The organism is Flavihumibacter sp. (assembly GCF_036676075.1).
GTDB lineage: Bacteria > Bacteroidota > Bacteroidia > Chitinophagales > Chitinophagaceae > Flavihumibacter.
In genome coordinates, this window is the sequence record NZ_JAKFDQ010000022.1 from 213,447 (window position 1) to 235,262 (window position 21,816).

Here is a 21,816-nt window from a genome sequence, read left to right on the forward strand (position 1 = left end):
TGGTTACTATGAAAAAGAACTTAATCACACTAAGTTTTTGTTCAGCGCTGTTCTTGTTATATTTATTAAGTAGCAGCAATTCTGCCAAGGCGCAAAGCTCGCCCGGTACAGGCCCTGAGCTTAAAAGCATATTCATTAATGGAGATAGTACTCATTATATTGACATCGGCAAAGGTGAGCCTGTTGTTTTTGTTCACGGTGCATTGAGTGATTACCGAAGCTGGGGTGCTCAAATTGATGCTTTTGCTAAAAGCTATCGGGTAATCGCTTATAGCCGGCGCTATGCATATCCCAACAAACAGGTAATTAATGATACAGCCGATTATTCATTTACTGTTTACGCCAGAGACCTGGTCGAATTGCTGCAAAAGCTGAACCTCGGTCCGGTTCACCTGGTAGGGCATTCTTCCGGCGCCTATACTGCATTATTAGCCACGATGGACCAGCCCAGCCTGGTGCGCAGTCTGACGCTTGGGGAAGCTCCCGTGATGTCTATGCTCCAGAATGTACCAGGTGGCGACACGCTGGTTAATAACTTTGTCACGAAAGCTGCGATACCTGCTGCCGAAGCCTTTAAGAATAATAACGAGGAGAAAGCGGTAAAGCTTTTTATCACGGCTGTGATGGACGACAGTTCCTATTTTTCAAAGCTTCCTGAGCAGGTCCGTGCAGGTATGATGGCCAATACATTGGAGACAAGGGGATCTGTCTTAAGTAAAAATATATTTCCGCCGGTTAGTTGTGATGATCTCAGTAAAATAAAGACGCCTGTGCTTCTGGTTGCCGGCGACAAGTCGCCCTTGTTTCTCCATTCTATAACGAAGGAGCTTAACCGCTGTTTGCGCAATAAGGAAAATGCAGTCCTTCTTAATACCTCGCATGGACTGGGTTATGAAAATCCGGCAGCATTTAACAAAGTAGTGCTTAGCTTTATAGATAAACACTAAGTATTATTCGCCCAAAGAAAAACATATTTGCCATCAATGGAAGTGCAAGTTCCAATTCTACGAACTTGAAACTGATTGAACTAATTGCGAAATTGACAGAAACTGAATTCAACCTGACAATCTTTAACGACCTCAAATCACTTCCGCATTTTGACCCGGAGCTTTCTGCAAATAATCCACCAGCAGCTATTGTCGCATTCCGAAAAGCGATTGAAGAATCCGATGGACTGATCATTTGCACCCCTGAATATGTATACAGCATCCCCAGCGGACTGAAAAATGCTATCGAATGGTGCATTTCGACAACTGTATTTACGGACAAACCAATCGGACTGATAACGGCCGCGGCAGGTGGTCAAAAAGGCCATAAGGAATTACAGTTGATCATGAAAACTGCATTGACAAAGTTTAGGGATGATACTACTTTACTGATACAGGGTATAAAGGGGAAATTTGATGAGCAGGGTAATTTCACCGACATCGAGACCCATAAGCGCCTGACCAGTTTTACAACTGCTTTAATTGACCTTGTACAAAACCGTTAACACCAGCCTATGAAAAAACTCATCTCAATTATTATACTCACCTACATTTCCCTTGTATCATTTGGACAAACGAAGAAGCCTGTTGAAACGGGTAAATCCAGACCGTTTGTACTTGGATCAATTGAAGAAATCTACTCGAACAGGTTATCAGAAAATAGAATACTGAATATCTACCTGCCGGAAGGATACAACACAACAGATACAATCCACTATCCGGTCATTTATTTGCTGGATGGTTCTGCCGATGAGGATTTTATCCATATAGTTGGACTTGTACAATACAATTCATTTGAGTGGGTCAATAGGGTGCCCAAATCAATAGTGGTGGGGATAGGAACGGTAGACAGGAGGAGGGATTATACCTTTCCATCCACCATTGCGGACGATAAAAAGAAGAATCCGACATCAGGGCATTCCGATGCATTTATAGATTTTATAGAAAAGGAACTGCAACCATTTATTGAGAAAAAATACAAAACCAATAGCTCCCGGACAATTATCGGCCAATCACTTGGCGGATTGCTGGCAACAGAGATCCTGTTCAAGAAGCCAACCCTGTTTAATAAGTATATTATTATCAGTCCAAGTTTATGGTGGGATAATGGTTCCCTGTTAAACAATGATCTGGAAAAATTAAAGGAAAGCTCCAATAGTATTAGCTCCGTTTATATTGGGGTTGGTAAAGAGGGACTTACCCCAACCGTTATACCGAGGGTTATGGAAGTGGATGCCAATTTATTAGCTGAGAAGATACAATCAGTTAAGGCAAAGAATATTAAACTGGCATTTGATTACCTGCCAGAGGAGAACCACGCCACCATTATGCACCAGGCGGTTTTAAATGCCTTTCGGGGAATGATTGCTGAATGAAAGAATGATAATTAATAAATTCGCACAAACAACCAGCTATGATATATCAATACATAGCACCTAGTCCAATTTTACAGGAGTTTGTCAGGGATTATCTAATTGCTCATTTCACATTTGAAAAAGGGGAGCACATACCTTATAAACCTTATTCTCCCAAGCCAGAGCATACCATTACCTTTTTGCCAAAAGGTAACTTAACCATCAGCGATCCCTTAAAAGGAGTAGAACAGGTTGCGCCCTCAGTGTCCATTTGCGGGCAGCAGGTGTCGAGATATAATTTTTACCTCAGCCAGGAGTACCTGATGCTGAGAGTGCATTTTCAACCCGGGGCACTGTATCGCCTGTTGCAAATTCCATTGTTAGAATTTAGGGACTGTTGGTTCGACGCGGGATCTGTAATTAACAATGAAGTAGTAGGGGTGAATGATCGACTTGCTCATTGCTTAAGCTACACTGAAATGATTGATGTTGTGGAAGATTACCTGAAAAATAAATTGAGAAAAGTAAAAGCAGATTTACATCCTCTTGATAAGATAGCTGCCTGCCTTTATACCAATCCATCCCGGTTTTCGCTGGACTGGCTTGCACGGCAGGCTTGTTTGTGTCCAAGGCAGTTTAATCGAAAGTTTACTGAAAGAATGGGCGTTGGTCCTAAACTATACAGCCGTTTGGTTCGCTTTTATAAAAGCTATCAGTATAAAGAAGCCCATCCCGATGACGATTGGCTAAGCATTGCACTATTATTTAATTATACGGATTATCAGCACATGGTGAAAGACTTCAGGGAATTCGCCGGTGTTAATCCCAATTTATGGATCAACCAGGATAATCAATCCCCGGAGAGAATCCTGAAGCTTGAATGAAAATGAAGAAGCCTGCCCGTTTAGCTCACTGAAAGAGGTGGCCCAACTACTTTCATCCCATGAGCAGCAAAAAGTGATTCTGCTTCCTGGGGAGATGGTGGTGACTTCATCTTACAGCTTTTCATGAAAAACTCTTCCAATGATCCGGCGGGCTGAACAGCCAATAATAAGGTGCCGGGATTATCTCCGGTATAAGCCCATACATGTGGAATCATGCGGGGTGCAAAAAGTGAATCACCAGGCTTCAGGGTAAACTTCTCGTTCCCAACTTCAAAGGCGAATTCACCCTCCAAAGCGTAAAACCATTCATCCTGGTTGTAATGGAAATGTCGGGCCGGACCACCTTTGCTCATCCCTTCATGTTCAAATACAAAAAGTGAACCATCTGTATCCTTACCAGATACTTTGATTTGCAGGGGGATAACACCCCAGATCATAAGTTCCTCCTTGAAGCGATTCTTACCTTTAGGAACATACACCGCCTTATCAGAGCTGAATCCTGTTCCTGTAATGGACCTAACATTGGGAAGTGTACTATGGGCGAAACCTGTCATCCCACTGGCAGCTACTGCGGTACCCAGGCTGGCAAGTTTTACAAATTGCTTTCTGTTCATGGCTTTCAAATTTTTTCTATGAGGTTGCCGATAACAGTTATCAATATAAACCTACTACTTAATCAGAATGGGTTGGTGGTATAAAAAAGACATTTTGAAGAAGCCGTTTTTCAACAAACATTATCTTTAAGCACCTGCTCACCTAGTGGGGTGAATATGCTAATTGATACATTCAACGATACAATAGATATATGGATATCGGAGTTAAACCGCTTTGATCTGGCGCAGTTATTACTAAAGCCGGATGATGGATCATGGTCACTTGGACAACTCTATAATCATCTTATTGAGGATACTGGTTGGTTTAACGATCAGATCGAAATCTCCCTGACCGATGAAGCAAACCGGAATGTCCAAATGTCCGAAGCTGCAAGAACGCTATTTGCCAAGGGGTCATTTTCGGATGAAAGGATTCAGGGTGATCCACTTTCAGCAGAGAAAGTAAAACAGCCCAAAAGCATAAAGGAGTTGAGAACCGGCCTGGAGCAATTAAAATTCAACACAAATGTCATTTGGTCAAAAATGCAGAGCATGCAACAATTCGGAAAATCTGAACATCCGGGACTGGGTTTTTTCAATTGTTATGAATGGCTGCAATATTCTGAAATGCATATGAGGCACCATTTGAGGCAGAAGGAAAGGATTGAGAGATTTTTGAACACGGGTAAAACGGTATAACAATTATCGCCAACTTAATACTAAACGCTTAATATGTGCAAAGTATCAGACCAGCTTAAACTATTAAAAATGCTGAACAGTGGTAATTGTTTTGACATAGAACTTCATCACCAGTAAGAGGATATTTTAGAATTGCATTTTACCATCAATTCAGACACCTACGACAGCGACTATTTAGCGTATGCTTTTGTATTTAAAAATTACAAGTGGAAGGAAACTGACTATGACCTGTTTGGAGCAAACCTCGATGATGTTCAAAAGGGGAAAGTAATTAATCCCTTCCTGTAACCTTTCTGATCCAGCAGCGTCTAATCTCAAAAAATGTTCATGAGAACTATAAACCTACTCTTACTCGCTTTTCTATTAACCTTCTCAACTGCAGTATTAGCGCAACAATCCAATAAGGAAAAAGAAGTTCTACTGATTGGAACATTTCATTTCCATAATCCAGGTGCAGATATAGCCCAAACGGATAAGTTTGATGTTTTAACGGAAAAATCTCAAAAGGAATTAGACATTATCGCTCAAAGAATTAAAGCATTCGCGCCAGATAAAATATTTGTTGAATGGGATTATGCTGCCTCCAGGGAGTTGGATAGTTTATATGCATTACACCTGGAAAACAAATACTTCGATTATATAGAAAACAAATATCCTAAGAATACATTTTATAAAGAAAATGAAATATTTCAATTAGCATTCAGGGCAGCGAAACTGAGTGGCAATAAAAAAGTATATGCGATAGACACGCACACTGAGTTTCCTTTTGACAGTTTGCTGATTTCAATGGAGAGGGCCAAACAGACTGAACTAAAGGACAATATATTTAAGCGCATAAAGGAATTTGAAGAAACAGACAATAAAAATAAAAGTAAATATTCTTTGACCCAGTTGTTGCTGGAATATAATAAACAATCTAACCGAAATTATGACCTTGGATCGTATATAACAATGTTTAACGCTGCAGGCACGGCAAACGATTTTACTGGTCCAGGTTTAGTGGCTAATTGGTATAAGCGAAATTTATTAATGTATTCTTTTGTGCAGAAGCTGACAGAAAAAAATGACAATAAAATTGTTATCCTGGTTGGAGCCGGTCATGCAGCTTTATTCAAGCATTTTATTGACCTCGACGAAAATTTCAAAGTTGTGGAATTAAGTGATATTTTGAGTAATGATCAAAAATGAAGCTTCCCTATTTTTTGAAAGAATAAAGAAAGTTTGCCTGTTTGATTCAAGTGTCTACAAGGATACACGTAATGCTTTAGCTTCCGCCTTCATAATTGTATTACTGGTTGCCCTATCGCATGGAATAGGGGGAGTGATCAGGGCAAGAATAAATAACTGGGACCCAACGGAATCCTTTGTGTTCGGATTTCAGGGAGAGATAGCATTCTGGCTGGTACAATCAATTGTATACTTCCTTATTGCGAAACTGCTGCTGCATAAGCCTATAAAGCTGAGAGAAATCCTGTCTTCAACCGGCTATTCGATTTTCCCGGGCGTGCTGGTCATTCTGGCTTCCCTATTACAAGGGGTGGGCTTATCTCTACCGATGCTAATTCTCCTCGCCATATACCGGCTGGCAACCTGCACTGCGGCCCTGTATCAACTTTTGAATATAAAACTGTTGAGTGCCATTCTGATGGTAGTTGCCGGCTCGGTAACAGGCTTTCTTTCCTTAGGTCTTTTGATTAAATTAACGGAATGGATAAGCTGATGTCAATATTGCAGAAGAAAATATTGCTGTTTTCTGTTTTACTGGTTTGTAATATCTGCGTATCTGCACAGTGGACCCTTATATCAACTATAGATGTATTTGGAAATAGAAAAATACCTTCTGATAGTATTCTTTCTTATATCAGTTTGAAAGAGGGGGACAGTATCAACCCTGTATCTTTTAAACCAGACAGCATTATTTCAGCACTAAAAACGATCCCCGGTATCAGGGATGTTACAGTGAGTCCGGTTTGCTGCGATGTTCGTAATGGCTATTCGATTTATATAGGCATTGCAGAAACTGGTGCAAATCTCCTTACATACAGGTCTGCGCCAAAGCATGATCTTCGTTTGTCGGATGATATCATGCAGTCCTACCGAAACTTCCATGAGCAGGTCAAAGAGGGCGCAAAAAAAGGGGAGGTCTCAGAGGAATATGTGAAGGGCTATTCTTTACTTACTTATTCAGCCGCCAGAAAAGAGCAATCAAACTTTATTGGTTTTGCAAAACAAAAGTATCCCGAATTAGATAAGGTTTTGAAGCACTCTAAATATGCAGAACATCGGGCCGCCGCCGCCCAGGTAATTGCTTATTGCGCTGATAAAAAGAAAGTAGCTGAAAGTTTACTTTATGCCATCAATGATCCTGATGAAGATGTACGGAATAACGCAACCCGTGCAATAAGTATATTAGCTGGGTATCTTTCTGAAAGTCCGGATACCAAAGTGACTATCCCCGCCACCCCTTTTATTGATATGGTGAATTCAGTTTCGTGGACCGATAGAAATAAAGGTGCAATGGCTCTTTTGGAGCTGACAAGAACCAATGACAAAGATATTTTGGAACAGATCAGAAAGCATGCGCTGCCTTCTGTGATCGAAATGGCAAGGTGGAAGAATAGGGGACATGCATTGTTCAGTTTAATTATTCTTTGCAGAATGGCAGGAGAGGATGAATCCACCATTATCGAAAAGAATTTTTCAGATAATTGGCGGGAGGCGGTGGAGCATCTTTTATCAATTCTTCAATATCCTCTGTAACTGCCTCGCCGTCTTAAACCCACATTTTGAAGCGATATACTCAATGGTATATTCAGGATTATTAAGCATGGTATTCGCATATTCCTTTCTTAAGAGTGTCAGGTATTCCAGCACGGTAGATCCTGTCTTTTCCTTGAACACCCGGCTTAGATTGCGGGGGCTCATCCCCACCAGGGAAGCAAGCGATTCAATGCTGTTCTCTTTGGAAAGATTGTCTATGAGATAATCCTGCACTTCATGCACCTGCGGATTAATATGATTCCTGTAGTCCAGGTAAATGCTTTGCTGCTTATGCGTTCCGCTTCTCCGGTGATAGACCACCAGTCCGCGGGCAACCTTATGGGTGAATAAAGGGCCCTTTAAATCTTCGAGGATTGCCAGGGCAAGATCAATGCCTGCGCTGATACCGGCGCTAGTGTAAACATTATTACTCTTAACGAATAATATATCCGCTACAACTTTTGCTGTGGGAAATTGCTCCTGTAAGGCTTTTACCCTCCGCCAATGGGTAGTGCATTCCGTGTTTTTCAGCAGCCCGGCCTGACCAAGGGCAAAAGCACCGGTGCAAATAGAACAGATCGTTACTTTATTATCAGCACAATCTTTCAGCCATTTAAAGAATTCTCTTTCGGCTTTAAAGGGGATGCTGTTTACATAGTCATTATCCATTCCGGGCACGAATACAAAATCACCTTCTTTTAATTTGGCTTCTGTAAAGTGTTTGATGTTTTCAAATCCCAGTCCGGCCGTGCTCACCGGGTTATCCTGGTACTGGTAAAATTCAATGTCTATTTCAAAGCCATAGAACTTCGCTTCTACAAAAACCTGAACCGGACCGGAAAGGTCGAGTAGTTCAACGGTGGGTGGAATGATAAAGGCAACTTTTTGCATATAGTGGATTATAACTTTTATAGATTCTTATTCTTTGTTCCTGCCAGCAGCAGAATATAAAAACCAATAGTGAAATCAATGGACAGGCAAAACAGGTCATATTGTGGCGGGATCAAACCCGGATCCTGGAAAAGGTGGTAAAGCAGATCCCAGGTTCCATGAAGGAAATAACCACCTGCCAGGAGATATAAACTTTTCTTAACTCCGTAGTATGCCAGAAACATAAAGACCACCGCCTGAATACAATTTACAATTAAGGCGGGAAGGTTCGTCCAGGTAAAACCAACATATAGAAATCCGATCCCGCAAAGTATAAGGCCATAGATCAGTTTCTTGTCGAATTGCTTCAGCAGGATGAAAAGGAATATGATCACCAGTCCGGATGAGATACCAATCAGAGCAGCTGTCATTGTTAGTAGTTTAATGATGATTTTCAATTATTCCGATAAATGGCAAGGCACTGGGAAGAGCAGAAATAATGGCCCGTGGGGTGGGGATAATAGATCGCATTCTGGTGGTCTACAATTACCATTCGGCAAACCGGATCGACGGTAATATTTTCTGGTCTATCAACCCTGATCTCAAAAACCTCTTTTTCTTCTTTGATATTTTTAAACCTGTGATTGCCTTTGGAAAGGAAGTTGCAAACAGATTTATCCTCAATTGACTCTATGAAGTCATCCGAACACCAGAAAGTTCCCGGCGAAGCTTTGGCGGCAATTCTGGCCACCAGGTTGATGGTGGAACCAAAATAGCTGCCGGCTCTTTTTAAGATGGTACCAAAATGAAGTCCGCCGTGCACCTGAAGGAAATTTTCTTCCCTGGCGGTTTTTGCCTCCAGGTTAAGGGCAGTTTCCAGTAAGGTTTCAGGAGAATCGGAGACAAACATAATTTCATCCCCTCTGCGTTCATGGATCCGGGTATCGCCCACCAGGCATCTTTCCGCGATCTGGATAAACCGATCGATCAGGTCGGCAGCCGTTGCCGGGCCATGCGTTTCCGTTAGCGCGGTGTATCCTGATAAGTCGGCCATCAGGATGGCGATATTCTTTTCCATTTGACAGGCAGTTTAATAGTTATCACCAGCAGGAAGCTAATTGCAGGGCAATCGGCAATTCAGCTTCAATATCAGCGGATGTTACCCGGGCGATTGAATCCAGGGTAAATACTTTGTTTACTTCAATATCTAACAATTGATTTGCACAGGAGCTCATCAGAAAGCCAATGACAATAAAGCCTGAAACGGATCTCACCACATTCATTAATGTTGCTCTTTTTCTCATATCCCTTTGTTTAGAATACAAAGCTAGCGTGGATTGAAGCGCCTGGAAGGACAGGGGGATGTCAGAAACGGACAGAGGTTTAGCATAGGTGGCCGAAACATAATCGAAGCATAAGCCAGAACGCAATACCAGCATATATTAGAGAGGAATTAAGCGATAAATTTTGAGAGGGTAGGATAGGGTGTATGGATTTTATATAAGATTAATAATTGAGTATATTCATAAATAGAACAACATACAGTCATGCGGAGACCAGCTTTACTTCTTTCCTTCCTTCTGTTTTTTATTATTTCTTCTTATGGACAAAAAAATGAGGTGCGATTTCTCATTGATACTACCATAAGTATCATGAGGGAAAATTCAGTCAATGCTTCAAAGGTTGACTGGGTTAAGGTAAAGCAGGAAGCAACAGAAAAGGCAAACGGTATTGAATCTCCCTACCAGCTTGGCCCTGTGATGCGTTACCTGTTTCAATCAGTTGATGATTTTCATGGCAGTTTTTTTTACAACGACAGTGCATTCAACTGGCAGAAGCAGGTAAATATAGTCTCTGACAGTATCATGAATGAATGGAAGAAAGGGCCAGCTATAAGGAAAAAGATGTTGGAAGAAAACATCGCTTATTTAAGGATACCGTCAATGCCGGCTGGCAGCATAGCGGAGTTTTCTCAAAAGGCACAAGAATTAAACGACAGTCTTTGTCAATTACTCAATAATTCTCCCAAAGGGCTCATCCTCGATTTAAGGCTGAATGGTGGTGGTGCCATGCACCCCATGATTCTTGGGGTTCAGAACCTTCTGCCTTCAGGTAAAGTGGGTGAGTTTCAAATAAAAAAGAAAGAGGATTGGCTATTGAATAACAATAGCTTTCTGATAGATACAGCTGTTCTTGCCACTATTGTTCCCAAGTGTATAAAGCAGGCGCGGCAACTACCTATTGTTATCCTAACCGGTGCCCAGACAGGCAGCTCCGGTGAGTTCCTGATTATGACGTTTAAAGGTCGGCCTAACACTATCCTGCTTGGTGCTACCACTGCCGGGTACGTAACGGTAAATAATGGTTTCCAAATAAGCGATTCAGCAGCCATGAACCTTTCTATCGGTTATGGAGCTGATAGAAATGGAACTGTGTATACAGAAGCACTAAAGCCGGATATTTTTATTGACGGACCAGATAGTTTTAATGATCTGGCTAATGACGTCAAAGTTAAGGCAGCCATCAAATGGCTCAAAAAGCAGTGAATCGGGCCATGAAGTTAGATAGCTAAATGACAAACAAGCAAAGAAGGCACATATAAAAAGTCACAGTAAACAATGGAAAATTTACCAGCATTTATATGTATCGTTTTCGGACTGACAACCCTATTGACAGTTGGACTCTTTTATAAAGCGACCAACAACTCAAAATTGACTTTAGTAATTCTGCTTATTTGGCTGACAATACAGGCGGTCATCGGCCTTTCGGGTTTTTACACCGTGACGGATACAATTCCGCCAAGATTTTTGCTTTTAGTTGTGCCACCCATACTTCTAATCATCGGACTTTTTACCACTTCAAGTGGCAGACAATATATAGACAGTTTAGATATAAAGACCTTAACGATTTTACACACAATTAGAATTCCCGTTGAAGTTGTTTTGTTTTGGCTATTCGTAAATAAGACCGTTCCAGAACTTATGACCTTTGAAGGCAGAAATTTTGATATTATATCAGGGCTGACTGCTCCGGCGATTTTTTATTTTGGTTTTATAAAGAATCAAATAGACAAAAAGCTAATACTGGTTTGGAACTTCATCTGTTTAGGACTTCTAATAAATATTGTTGTGAATGCAGTTCTGTCGGCCCCGTTTCCTTTTCAAAAGTTTGCTTTTGATCAACCAAATATTGCTGTTCTGTATTTCCCATTTAACTGGCTGCCATGTTGTGTAGTTCCTTTGGTTTTATTATCGCACCTGGCGACAATCAGACAATTACTAAATGATGAGCGAAAGTAAAACTGCGAATATTGTAATCGGCCTTATTTCAGTTTCACTACTCTGGGCATGTTGCAATACTGGCACAGATAAGATTGAAAATGGGTCGAATAGCGGCAGCGTAATAAATATCAATGGCAAAAACATCTACTATGAGGAATATGGAGAGGGTATTCCTCTGTTATTGCTTTCAGGTGGCGGGATCAACAGGAGTATAAGTGACTTTGGGAAATGCATCCCTGAACTTTCAAAACATTTCAAAGTGATCGCACCAGATACACCAGGACAAGGCAGGTCTGAACAATCTGATAGTTTAAGCTATGACCTGTTAACGGAATTCATGTCACAACTGATCGACTCACTAAAGATTGATAGTGGCTTTGTGATGGGATGGAGTGATGGTGCCATTGTGGGGCTTCAGTTGGCTAATAGAAGGGCTGACAAGATCAAAAAGGTAATGGCAGTAGGAGCTAACAACGGTTTGAGAGGATTTGTGATCCCGGATGGATTTTCCCTCGACTCAGTTAAGCCTCCCTCGTTGGAATACTGGGCCACGCAGAATAAGGAAGACATTGAACGGTATAACATGTTGACTCCAAAAAAGGATTGGCGAAAATTTGTTGCCAACATGAACATGATGGTATATCAGAAAGAGTATTTTCCAACCAGCGTTTATAGTGGGATAAACATTCCTGTGATGATTGTGCTTGGTGACAGAGATATGATCTCAATTGAACATGGACTGGAGATGCACCGTTTAATAAAGAATAGTCAATATTGTGTATTACCCAATACAACACATGAAGTATTTGCTGAGAGACCTGATCTTATCAGCCAGGTTGCGATTGATTTTTTCAAATGAGATGAGCGACTATTTAAGGCGGATTGCTAACAACGAAAACATTATTTATCGTGTTTCTTTATCAGAAACAAACTTGCGGCCAATAATAATATAGCACCCGGAATGACCAATGATGTTAGCGAAACTTCTTTGCCAGATAGCTTATACTGAGCCAGCGCAGCCAGGTATGAAACCACCAGTGTGGTAAGAATAGCTTCCCAAATGATGATCTTTAATTGAAGAAAGCTGCTCACTTTTATCCAGGAGGGAAGGAGTGCCGTTAAGCCCTCTGCATTCCTGGACTCGAACAGTACCAGGAGACCCACTGAAAAAACAAATAGCACAAGGGAGAGGAGGAATATATCAACCGACTGTAACATCCCTACTGCTATCAGCGAAGCAGCTATACTTTTATCCGGTAAAGAAATATGGGATAGCGCATGAATAAATTCATAAACACCTAACAAAGCCAGAACCAACCCGGCAATAAAAACAACAAAGGCAATGCCTTTGATAATTCCGTGCAGTGCAACAAAGAGGATTTTCATCATATGTATTTCAATATATGAAGAAGAATTAATATATTAAAAATGAATTTAATAATTTTGATATGGTTAGGGTGATCCGAAGTAGCGTCAATAAATAACAAATGAAAAAGATTGTAAAACTGGCATTGATTTCAATCCTTGTATTGGCAGGTATTATTTTTCTTTCGTTCAAATTGTCACCCTATCCATCAGTTTGGATGATACGAAATGCTTTCAATAAAGAAGCAGTGCGGGTAAATATGGAACTGGAAAAGCATGTTCCCGATCAAATAGAAACCATCAGCAATATACACTATGATGAAAAAGATCCGGATGCTTTTATGGATGCCTACTTCCATCGGGATTCTGTAAAAGCAAAAGCTAAACTACCTGTTATTGTATGGACACATGGAGGCGGATTGATATCAGGAGATAAAACTCAGGTTGCTAATTATTGTAAAATACTAGCCGCGAAAGGTTATGTAGTAATCTCAATTGATTACACTGTTGCGCCGGAAGCAAAATATCCAACACCCATTCAGCAACTGAACAGGGCATTGGCATACATTTCATCCAATGGAGATACATTTCATGCCGACACCACCTTTTTTGTGCTCGCGGGAGACTCAGGTGGTTCTATGATTTCAGCCGCGGCAGCAAATGTCATTACAAGTCCTTCCTATGCAGAAATGACCAGAATAAAGCCGGGCCTTACTCTCCAGCAGCTAAAAGGTTTGCTTTTATATTGTGGGATCTATGAAATTGACAATCTAAACACTGAAGGTGCTTTTGGATCCTTCCTGAAATCGGTAACATGGGCCTATTTCGATACGAAGGACATTTCGAATAATGCTTATGCAAAAACTGCTTCAGTCACAAACTACCTGACAACTGCGTTTCCGCCCACATTCATTTCTGCCGGAAATAATGATCCTTTATTACCACAATCTAAACTTTTAGCAGACAGACTATCGGTTGTGAATATATCAATAGATACATTGTTTTTCCCTGAAAATCACGAACCCGCTTTAGGACATGAATATCAGTTTACATTTGATGACTCAGGAAAATTTGCACTTGAACGGTCGATAAAATTTCTAAAACAACTTTCTAATGAAAACCAGCGATAGCAAGGTATGTGCAGTATTGGCGAATAAATTAACCACCAAAAAATAAAGAACATAAAAATAGCCATCGGCCATATATCCGTTTCGCTATTGTGGGGCAGGTTGCAAGACCGGGACAGATAAAATTGAATTTGAGTCGAATAACTGCAGCGCAATAAATATCAACGGCAATAACATCCATTATGAGGAATATGGAAAGGGTACTCCACTGCTATTGCTTTCAGGTGGTGGGATCAACAGGAGAATAAAGGACTTTAGTAAATGCATCCCTGAACTTTCAAAACATTTCAGAGTTATTGCACCTGATACACCAGGACAAGGAAGGTCTGAACAAATTGAGTTTAATTTACGACCGTTAACGGATTTCATGTCGCAACTGATCGACTCACTAAAGATTGACAGTGGCTATGTGATGGGCTGGAGTGATGGACCCATTGTTGGTCTTCAGTTAGCTAATAGGAGGGCTGACAAGATCAAAAAGGTAATGGAAGGGGGAGCAAACAACGGTGTGAGAGGATTTGTGATCCCGGATAAATTTTTCCTACTCAGTTAAGCCTCCCTCGTTGGAATACTGGGCCACACAGAATAAGGAAGACATTGCACAGAATAACAAGCTGCACCCGGTATAATCTTCCTTAATAACTTTTATATACCCGCTTTAAAAAGTTCGGGAAAAATAACTGGAAAGGACCGGGAAAAATACGGTACTAATTTTATCGGAAGAATGATAAATTGATTTCGGAATAGAAGTTCAAAAGATTCTTTTGTATGGCTGGTCCATTTAATTCTGACCCTCGCCTTTGTAATTACTACAACGTTTTGTACAAAGTATAATTAAATAATTAGACGTTAACATGGCCAATACTTCACTATTAAACTTAACTGTATGAGAAGTTCATTTTTATTACTAATATGTTTAATGACTGCCTGTTCTTTATATTCTCAATCCACTATTAGAAAATTAATTGTAAGGGACCATAGATATGGAACCACATATTCCAAGACTACTATTGAAAATTTAAGACAGCATCTCGAAGATGGAAAGTTCGATGTAGCTAATAATCAATATGGAATAATTGGAAATGATTTTTTTAAGCCAGAGGAAATAGGGATGGAAAAAGCCAGAAACAGTGGCGGGAATGTTACAGACTATCATCCAATAGATGGGTTTAAAAGAACATTCTGTGGGCGTGAAATCTTTTCAAAATATGCTAGTGATGGAGATTTTAATATTGTTTATGATATTCCTTTCACAAATCCACTTTTGACAAAACATTTCGATGCACTAAGCTCTGGTAATAATTACTATCCATGGAATCATTTTGAAGGTGAAATAAGATTTGATCCAGGATTTGAAAAATATTACCCCGTTTCATTGCATAATATACAATTTCGGCCAGGTGGGTGTATGTATGGAGCTTGGGTTAAGGAGTCAGCTGGTGATTGGCATCCAAGTTTAGATCCAGATAATCCAGGTGGTCATAAGGATAACAATGAAATACATCCAATAGATCAAGGATGGTCCATTCAACAGGAGTTTGTTTGGAAAAATAAGCGTTATTATAATTTGTTTTTAGCTGTAGACAATTCGGGAAAGTTTGAAAGTGAAAATGATTATTTTGATACACCCATAAATATTTGGAGTAAGGATACTTTGAGCGGGAACTTCGCCTTTGCTTTTGAACTTAATAGGAGACAAAAAGAAAAATTACAAATTACCGCAAGTGTTATTGCACATAATAATGTAACAATTAAAGATAATGACGGGAATAAACATTTCTTAATATTTGAAAATGATACAATAGCCACTATTATCGAAGAAAGTAATATAGAATTGATAAATGTTGACTTTTATAATTTGGGTTATAAAACTTCTGACAACAATATACTAAGAGGCTTTTTTATAGTCAAAACTAAATTAGGTAAAATAACTACGCCACGAACCCACTCTGGCAATATAAATATGAAAGTGAGTTATGAAAAGAAGTCTAATTTAATTCAAACAATCAAAGCAACTTTAGTAAAAATTAAAAGGTTGGAGAATAATAGCTTTAGATATTACGATGAATCACTTAACAAAACCTATACTTTTCCAACTCCTTTACCAAGCAGCTACAATGAAAATGGAGTAACTGTAGGTTTTGGTAGTGGTCAAAATAGAATTAATACTACAATTTCAAACCTTAGAAAGGGCGAAGAATATACCTTTAATAATGTTAGTCAAAGCTGGAGTGGATTTCTTACAGATAAATATTTTTTTGAAATAACTTGTAATAATGATGGAATTAATTTGGGCGCTTCGGGAATAGGTGGGTATCCTATAAAATCAAGAAACGAATCGCTAAATACATTATTAGCATATGAGATTTCAGACCCATTATTTAAAAGACCAGATGATATCGATAGTAATAATGAGTCTACTTATACAACAATTTATACGAGTATGTTCCAACTGTTTTTTAAAGTTGAATTGTTAAGTAATAAAGTGGGTAAACCTCAGTTGGAATAGGAGTAGAAAGTGTTAAGCCAATTATGTTTTTTTGATGAGTAATATTATTATTAATGTTAACTAATAATCTTGGGCAAACAATTGCGCATAATCAAGCCATATTTCCATTAATTGCGTACGTAAAAAGGACTCCTAATTTTATATGTGTAGGCACAGCTTTTTTCATAAATCCAAATGGTTGGTTTGTTACAGCAAAGCATGTCCTTTATGATAATAATAATAATATTTTTAGTATGATTATGGGGGTTCAAACCTTGAGTAATAAAAACCTGGTTTTAAGACCTATTACCCATTTATCAATTCATCCACAAGCAGATATTGCCTTAGGAAAGTTAGGTCAAGCACGAGACGAAAAGGCTCAGGAAACTGATTTTGAGATGGCTCATATATTTAAGATGTCCATGAAGCCGCTGGAAATTAATGATAAAATTGCAGCTTACGGTTATCCACGTACATCAAGAGAATTTACTCACCCTCATATTTCATTTAATTTTACAGGGAATTGGACAACAGGGCTTGTACAAAGTTTCTTGCCTGAGGGGAGTCCAATAGTTAGAAATAGGTGCTATCAAACAAGTATGTTTATCGATTCTGGTTCTAGTGGAGGGCCAGTATTTCGAAACAACTGTGTAGTTGGAGTAAACTCAAGCGGAATGGATTTAGAGGAAGGAAGCGAACCTCTATCATTTATCACTCCTATTGATTTTCTTTTGGACCTTCAAGCAGAAGAGAATGAGCAAGGCTTATTTTCTATACGAGATTTAATTAATTTAGGGATTATTGATGTTGAAAATTAATTAATTGACGGAATCTCTGATTTATAAACTAAGAATAGCAAATTGTCAAAATTTATGAAGGCCTCTCTTCTGCTGGATAAAATATTATGACAACTCCCATCAAAGAAATAATTAACAGGCAAGTTCCTACAGAACTTTTAGAAGTAATTAAAGAGTTTACTGATATTATAGAGGAATCTGTGAATTATGGCAGTCAACTTCTTTATTCAGATAGCAAATCAAAAAGCGGAGGTGAGGAGAATTTGCCAGCGGTAATGCTTTTTAGGCATTTTCTGGATATTCTTGATTCTATTTCAATACTTACAAATAAAGGAACTGGAGATACTGCAAAAATATTAATAAGGGCACTTTTCGAAACTACCTTATTTCTAGATTATCTTTTTGAAAAAGACACTGAAGAGAGATCATTAAATTATATTGTAAGTGACATAAGAAGACAAATTAGAAGCGCAAAGAAATTTTCCCCTCATTTTAATGATAGTAAAAAGCTTTTGGAGATATTTGAAAAAGAAGGCTTTTCTCCCCAACCAGACATATTACAACTTCAACAGGTTACAGAATTTATAAAGAGTAAAGAGAAGTTATTAGCATCTGAATCATTAGTTGGCTATAACTTACATTTTGAAAAGGCAATAAAAAAGGGGTATAAAAATCCACCATGGTATTCGGTTAAGGATGGACCAAGAAATATTGAGGCGTTAGCTGGATATCTAAATCAAAAAAGTACCTATGAATTACTATACAGAAAATGGTCAGGGACTGTTCATGGAACCGACGTGTATTTGGGTAAGGTTTTTGCTAGTAATAAAGAACATAGCGTAAGCATTGTTCAATTAAGGTATCTGAAAGATTTACAGGAAGTGGTGTTATTTTCAACGCTGTTCACTTACAAAATATTTAGGCTTTATGTATCTAAAAGATTACCTGAAAAATCAGATGAATTCACGAAATGGTATATCCAAAGCCGCGAAGCCTTTTTAAAAATAAATGCTTTAAAACTGATAGTAAAATAAATTCAAATTCAAATTGTTTTTTAAAATTAAATACTCATTTACCTATACAACCTAAAACAACTAAACAACTTCATCCTGTTATTCCTTGACACAGGTAGCTTCTTGCCCAGCACCACAATCTCTGAATCACCAATTGAATTGACATGATTCAAGGCTACCACATAATTGCGGTGGATCTTTATAAAATCAGGTTCTGATAAGAGCTTCACGAATGAATTCAGCGATGCTGAAATCTGGTATTCCTGCTTGGTGGTAACCACCTTGCAGAGCTTGTCCATTACTTCGATGTAAACAATGTTTGATAGTGGTACCCGGTCAAGGCTGCGACCATTGGGTAGTAATAGGGGTTGAGGGTTCATGATATTTTATTTTAAGGGTGGGGTTAGGGGCGATCGATCTTCACCTCGCCATTTGCAAAATGACCTTTCTCTCCAGGTTCAATAATCCAGGATTCCCGTCTGGTATAGCCTACCGTCACAACACCTGTTCCAGCACTGATGGTTCCGCGCGAAAGATCCTTTTCCTGCTGAAGTGTGAATACGCCTTCCGGACAAGTCATCCATACTTTGCCGGTTACAACCCTGAACGGTTCGCCTTTCCATTTTGCTACAGTGAACTTTGCCGCGCCTGTCAGTTCAATTTCACGGGAGTGGGGATAGAACTGGGGAGGGTAAACGATTTTGGAATGTGGCAACAGTTCAACCAACGTGCTGTCATAGAGCCAGATCTGCTTTGTATCCTCGCCGGTTTCAACGGTGATATCAAAGAAGCCGAAATCCCGGATCTCTTTCCCGCCGCTGAAGAAGCTGGCAATGGGATGCTTGGGAAGAAAATGATCGAGGGTGCTTACGCCCAGTATAACGAGTATGCCTATCCAGAAACCTTTGTGGAATTTGAATTTCTTTTTTGTTTTCTCACGGCCCAGCTTATGCAGAAGGGCAATGGTTCCGGCACCGGTTCCATCAGCGTTCACGTCTATCAGAAGATCAAACATCTCCCCATTGGCTTCACTTTCATTCATCCACAGGTCCAGCTCATCTTGCTCTTCCTGGGTTGTGAGGTCGAGAAAGAAATTCTTTAGCAGATAAGCTGCCCGTGGCGAAAAATCAGCTTTAGCAGCAAGTGCTTCTATGCGTGCTTTATAGGTTGTCATATATTATTTTTTAACCAAACGATGGGTTTGGAGCCAAAATGTTTTACAAAATGATCACGAAAAGTATCAGCGTTATTAAATCCAGCTAATATGGCTGCTTCTTCAACAAGTCTATTTTCTTCTATGAGTAATCGTTTCCCCTCCAGTACCCGGTAGTAATTCTGCTGTTCGCCTAATGTCCTTTTATAGTATGCCTTATATAACTTTTTCAGCTTACACTCGTTCATGGTAACAAACATCGAAATTTCTTTTGTGGACAAAATCCTTTTTGTGGTTGCATTCTTTTGTATGTATTCATCCGCCTCTATTAATTTTTTGCGGTCCTCGGGATCAATCAGCCCTATTTCCTGTCCCATTTCACACGCATATTTTACTTCGATAATCAATTGTGTTAAAATACAAGAGAGTTTGTCCTTTGCGTCATACTCAGGCTTATACAGTTGAATTATATCCCTGATAATTTCATCCATTCTGGTTGTGGTATTAAAACGATTTTCCGAAAGAATTTCCCATCTATACTTTTGGCTGAGCGCTTTGATAGGAAAAAGAAAATAATCCACTTTGACATTTGGATCTAAAATGATCTTGTAATCGGATGAATTTAGCAGGCAGATATTTCCCGGATTTAATGACCAGTTTGTGCCTCCCTTTACATTGAGCATAAATTTGCCCTTCGTTACAATCAGAAGTTTCAATTCCTCTGCTTTATCCTGGAACCTGAGTTCCCATTGGGCTTTAGTTTCAAAAGAATACCAGTAAAGTGGTCCATCGCCCGTCAGGTATTCAATGGCCATAATTTTGCCTTTTTCTTCTTTGGTACCTCTCGTAATATGAGGGGGAAGATCCTTTATTGGATACTCGCCATCAAAGTTGGTTTTCAGCTTGATGGCACCATTCAGTTCTTGTGAGATTTGCGTTTGCACGTAAAGTAGATTTAATAGTTATCAACTACTCAGGGGTGCGGATATACAATGCTAGATATTGAAAAGTATTCTTGCAAACTTTTAAGATAAAATGTTTGCGAGTAACCGAAAATATTCCCTGTACATGGTTTTTCTCTCCCTGTAGCATGTTTTTGTTCTAAATAACCCCCAACCAGGATTGGTCGGGGGTAGGGTTTGGCACTTCAGGTGGAACCGTAGCGATCAGAAAGCCTGGTTATGCGCAACCAGACCTTCTCACCCTTTTCAAGGGCGTTGCTAACGGTGACCATGAGGCATTTGAAAGCCATGACGGAGTTCCTTCCGATGCCGGGGGCCAGCATTTCGGCCACGGGGGCGATGCAGCCTTTCAGCTCTTTCAGCGCGTTGTTGGCCTTGTGGATGAGGATCAGCGTTCGGCCGGGTACATCCTTAACCATCAGGTGTAGACGATGGCGGGTGCTGTAACGGAGCACAAGCGGGTAGCGGCCTTCGGGGATGCAGGAATGCATGCGGCGGTTATCTTGCCAGGGGAGCTCAATGGTGAAGCAGAGGAAATGCTCATTGCAACTGAGGATGCCGTTAGTGCCGGTAGGTTCGTATTCGCGTTCTATGAGGAGTTCCATGTCAAAAATATTTACAGATGATTGCCTTGTTACCGGAGATGTCAAAAGCGGTGATGGTTACCAAAGAATCGGGAAGGTCATCGATGCTGTGCCGGGTGGTGTAGATCCACCAGCCGCGGTCGCCGAAACCATGTCCCATGCCTTCTTCCAGCAGATGCCCATCGGCGCCTACAAACCTGAACAGTACTTTTGCAACGGCTACATTGTCGGTGGCTTTGATGCGAATGGTGAGACTGTCCTCGCCTTTCCGCACCAGGTGAAAGAGGTCAGAGATATGCGGGCCGCAGAGTGCATCGCTGATGGCTAACCGAAAAAGGTGAACGCCGGGTGCAGCCAGTTTCTGGTAGGCGCTTAATAAAGCTTCATCGTGGTAAACCTTTTTGGCATAGTCGACGGCATCTTTAAAACGGATACGTGATGGGATAATGGTTGCCGTTAGTGCGGGTTTGGGTTGTGTGGCGATCCAGTTTTGGATGAGTGTGTAGAGTTTCCTCAGCAATCCAGTGAGTGGGTGGAACCCTTTAAGAAGGGCACACGAAGGTGTTTTCAATGGTATCTTTTCCATAGAAAGAAAAATTAAGTAATGAGATAAAAGAGCCCCGGCCGGCGCGGGCCGGGGCTTGTGAAGGAAGGGGGAGGTGATGGATTATCCCTTCACGGCAACCTGGCTAACGGCGCTTGCAACAGTTGCTGCCACACCGAGGTAGCTAGCCACGGTAACTACAATGGCGGGGAGTGCCACGGGAGAAGCCAGGAGGGCGGCGCTGATGGCGGCGAGGGCCATACCGATATTTCTCAGCTTGACGAAAAATTTCGGTGTCTCAGCAAGAGCGCGGCCGGTGAGCGAGAGCTGGTCGATATCAATTTGTTTCATCTGT

At 40.3% G+C, this 21,816-nt stretch carries 28 protein-coding genes; 16 read left to right on the top strand and 12 right to left on the bottom strand.

Features of this window, described 5'->3' with window-relative positions:
• Positions 1-8 precede the first annotated feature (8 nt).
• From V6M43_RS17510 to V6M43_RS17525, 4 genes are read left to right on the top strand one after another with little or no spacing between them, the layout of a single operon-like run.
• Positions 9-947, top strand: coding sequence for an alpha/beta fold hydrolase (locus tag V6M43_RS17510; RefSeq protein ID WP_332737546.1), 939 nt, complete (start codon positions 9-11; stop codon positions 945-947).
• 23 nt (positions 948-970) lie between these two features.
• Positions 971-1,492 (top strand): NADPH-dependent FMN reductase, encoded by a 522-nt coding sequence (locus tag V6M43_RS17515; protein ID WP_332737823.1) that lies wholly within the window; start codon positions 971-973, stop codon positions 1,490-1,492.
• Between the two features lie 9 nt (positions 1,493-1,501).
• Positions 1,502-2,362: an alpha/beta hydrolase gene (locus V6M43_RS17520; protein WP_332737548.1), complete on the top strand. Its 861-nt coding sequence runs from the start codon at positions 1,502-1,504 to the stop codon at positions 2,360-2,362.
• Between the two features lie 38 nt (positions 2,363-2,400).
• On the top strand, positions 2,401-3,225 hold the full coding sequence (locus V6M43_RS17525; RefSeq protein WP_332737550.1) for a DUF6597 domain-containing transcriptional factor: 825 nt from the start codon (positions 2,401-2,403) through the stop codon (positions 3,223-3,225).
• A gap of 20 nt (positions 3,226-3,245) precedes the next feature.
• Here V6M43_RS17525 and V6M43_RS17530 read toward each other — a convergent pair whose 3' ends face one another.
• Entirely contained in the window at positions 3,246-3,839 is a 594-nt protein-coding gene (locus V6M43_RS17530; protein WP_332737552.1) for a cupin domain-containing protein, read from the bottom strand.
• Between the two features lie 156 nt (positions 3,840-3,995).
• On the opposite strand from V6M43_RS17530, the gene V6M43_RS17535 reads away from it, so the two are divergent.
• The 4 genes from V6M43_RS17535 to V6M43_RS17550 all read left to right on the top strand — a co-directional run bounded on the left by V6M43_RS17535 (position 3,996) and on the right by V6M43_RS17550 (position 7,277).
• Entirely contained in the window at positions 3,996-4,517 is a 522-nt protein-coding gene (locus V6M43_RS17535; protein WP_332737554.1) for a DinB family protein, read from the top strand.
• 327 nt (positions 4,518-4,844) lie between these two features.
• Entirely contained in the window at positions 4,845-5,705 is an 861-nt protein-coding gene (locus V6M43_RS17540) for a DUF5694 domain-containing protein (protein ID WP_332737556.1), read from the top strand.
• The gene (locus V6M43_RS17545) at positions 5,692-6,237 is read left to right on the top strand and encodes a hypothetical protein (protein WP_332737558.1); all 546 of its coding nucleotides are present in this window, start codon (positions 5,692-5,694) and stop codon (positions 6,235-6,237) included. Before V6M43_RS17540 ends, V6M43_RS17545 begins: the two co-directional genes overlap by 14 nt.
• Complete coding sequence (locus tag V6M43_RS17550; protein ID WP_332737560.1) at positions 6,225-7,277, top strand: HEAT repeat domain-containing protein; 1,053 nt, start codon at positions 6,225-6,227, stop codon at positions 7,275-7,277. The genes V6M43_RS17545 and V6M43_RS17550 overlap by 13 nt, the downstream gene beginning before the upstream one ends.
• Here the strand turns inward: V6M43_RS17550 and V6M43_RS17555 are convergent.
• From V6M43_RS17555 to V6M43_RS17570, 4 genes are read right to left on the bottom strand one after another with little or no spacing between them, the layout of a single operon-like run.
• Entirely contained in the window at positions 7,254-8,168 is a 915-nt protein-coding gene (locus V6M43_RS17555; protein ID WP_332737562.1) for a GlxA family transcriptional regulator, read from the bottom strand. The two genes, V6M43_RS17550 and V6M43_RS17555, sit on opposite strands and share 24 nt — an antisense overlap.
• A gap of 17 nt (positions 8,169-8,185) precedes the next feature.
• A complete protein-coding gene (locus V6M43_RS17560) occupies positions 8,186-8,578 on the bottom strand; it encodes a DUF6010 family protein (RefSeq protein WP_332737564.1) in 393 nt (130 codons plus the stop codon).
• Positions 8,579-8,601: 23 nt separating this feature from the next.
• Positions 8,602-9,225, bottom strand: coding sequence for an adenylate/guanylate cyclase domain-containing protein (locus V6M43_RS17565; protein WP_332737566.1), 624 nt, complete (start codon positions 9,223-9,225; stop codon positions 8,602-8,604).
• Between the two features lie 22 nt (positions 9,226-9,247).
• Positions 9,248-9,451, bottom strand: a complete 204-nt coding sequence (locus V6M43_RS17570; RefSeq protein WP_332737568.1) for a hypothetical protein — start codon at positions 9,449-9,451, stop codon at positions 9,248-9,250.
• A 243-nt stretch (positions 9,452-9,694) separates the two neighbouring features.
• On the opposite strand from V6M43_RS17570, the gene V6M43_RS17575 reads away from it, so the two are divergent.
• The 3 genes from V6M43_RS17575 (at position 9,695) to V6M43_RS17585 (ending at position 12,287) form a co-directional block, all read left to right on the top strand.
• Complete coding sequence (locus V6M43_RS17575; protein ID WP_332737570.1) at positions 9,695-10,693, top strand: S41 family peptidase; 999 nt, start codon at positions 9,695-9,697, stop codon at positions 10,691-10,693.
• Between the two features lie 72 nt (positions 10,694-10,765).
• Positions 10,766-11,446 (top strand): hypothetical protein, encoded by a 681-nt coding sequence (locus V6M43_RS17580; RefSeq protein ID WP_332737571.1) that lies wholly within the window; start codon positions 10,766-10,768, stop codon positions 11,444-11,446.
• Positions 11,433-12,287, top strand: a complete 855-nt coding sequence (locus V6M43_RS17585) for an alpha/beta fold hydrolase (protein WP_332737573.1) — start codon at positions 11,433-11,435, stop codon at positions 12,285-12,287. The genes V6M43_RS17580 and V6M43_RS17585 overlap by 14 nt, the downstream gene beginning before the upstream one ends.
• 41 nt (positions 12,288-12,328) lie before the next feature.
• On the opposite strand, the gene V6M43_RS17590 is transcribed toward V6M43_RS17585, so the two are convergent.
• Positions 12,329-12,817 carry a YqhA family protein gene (locus V6M43_RS17590; RefSeq protein ID WP_332737575.1) on the bottom strand — a complete coding sequence of 163 codons (489 nt, stop codon included), beginning with the start codon at positions 12,815-12,817 and terminating at the stop codon, positions 12,329-12,331.
• Between the two features lie 98 nt (positions 12,818-12,915).
• Here V6M43_RS17590 and V6M43_RS17595 point away from each other — a divergent pair, with 98 nt between their 5' ends.
• The 5 genes from V6M43_RS17595 to V6M43_RS17615 all read left to right on the top strand — a co-directional run bounded on the left by V6M43_RS17595 (position 12,916) and on the right by V6M43_RS17615 (position 18,239).
• Positions 12,916-13,923 carry an alpha/beta hydrolase gene (locus V6M43_RS17595; RefSeq protein WP_332737577.1) on the top strand — a complete coding sequence of 336 codons (1,008 nt, stop codon included), beginning with the start codon at positions 12,916-12,918 and terminating at the stop codon, positions 13,921-13,923.
• 211 nt (positions 13,924-14,134) lie between these two features.
• Complete coding sequence (locus V6M43_RS17600; RefSeq protein ID WP_332737579.1) at positions 14,135-14,473, top strand: alpha/beta fold hydrolase; 339 nt, start codon at positions 14,135-14,137, stop codon at positions 14,471-14,473.
• Positions 14,474-14,806: 333 nt separating this feature from the next.
• Entirely contained in the window at positions 14,807-16,429 is a 1,623-nt protein-coding gene (locus tag V6M43_RS17605) for a hypothetical protein (RefSeq protein ID WP_332737581.1), read from the top strand.
• A 53-nt stretch (positions 16,430-16,482) separates the two neighbouring features.
• Positions 16,483-17,226 carry a S1 family peptidase gene (locus V6M43_RS17610; protein WP_332737583.1) on the top strand — a complete coding sequence of 248 codons (744 nt, stop codon included), beginning with the start codon at positions 16,483-16,485 and terminating at the stop codon, positions 17,224-17,226.
• 86 nt (positions 17,227-17,312) lie between these two features.
• On the top strand, positions 17,313-18,239 hold the full coding sequence (locus V6M43_RS17615; protein ID WP_332737585.1) for a DUF5677 domain-containing protein: 927 nt from the start codon (positions 17,313-17,315) through the stop codon (positions 18,237-18,239).
• 38 nt (positions 18,240-18,277) lie between these two features.
• Here the strand turns inward: V6M43_RS17615 and V6M43_RS17620 are convergent, their stop codons facing one another.
• The 6 genes from V6M43_RS17620 to V6M43_RS17645 all read right to left on the bottom strand — a co-directional run bounded on the left by V6M43_RS17620 (position 18,278) and on the right by V6M43_RS17645 (position 21,722).
• The gene (locus V6M43_RS17620) at positions 18,278-18,598 is read right to left on the bottom strand and encodes a LytR/AlgR family response regulator transcription factor (protein ID WP_332737587.1); all 321 of its coding nucleotides are present in this window, start codon (positions 18,596-18,598) and stop codon (positions 18,278-18,280) included.
• A gap of 23 nt (positions 18,599-18,621) precedes the next feature.
• Positions 18,622-19,392, bottom strand: a complete 771-nt coding sequence (locus V6M43_RS17625; RefSeq protein WP_332737589.1) for a FecR domain-containing protein — start codon at positions 19,390-19,392, stop codon at positions 18,622-18,624.
• On the bottom strand, positions 19,389-20,315 hold the full coding sequence (locus V6M43_RS17630) for a helix-turn-helix domain-containing protein (RefSeq protein ID WP_332737591.1): 927 nt from the start codon (positions 20,313-20,315) through the stop codon (positions 19,389-19,391). Before V6M43_RS17630 ends, V6M43_RS17625 begins: the two co-directional genes overlap by 4 nt.
• A 203-nt stretch (positions 20,316-20,518) precedes the next feature.
• A complete protein-coding gene (locus V6M43_RS17635; RefSeq protein WP_332737593.1) occupies positions 20,519-20,938 on the bottom strand; it encodes a DUF5675 family protein in 420 nt (139 codons plus the stop codon).
• A gap of 1 nt (position 20,939) precedes the next feature.
• The gene (locus tag V6M43_RS17640; RefSeq protein ID WP_332737595.1) at positions 20,940-21,503 is read right to left on the bottom strand and encodes a hypothetical protein; all 564 of its coding nucleotides are present in this window, start codon (positions 21,501-21,503) and stop codon (positions 20,940-20,942) included.
• An 81-nt stretch (positions 21,504-21,584) separates the two neighbouring features.
• The gene (locus tag V6M43_RS17645; protein ID WP_332737596.1) at positions 21,585-21,722 is read right to left on the bottom strand and encodes a hypothetical protein; all 138 of its coding nucleotides are present in this window, start codon (positions 21,720-21,722) and stop codon (positions 21,585-21,587) included.
• Positions 21,723-21,816: the final 94 nt, after the last annotated feature.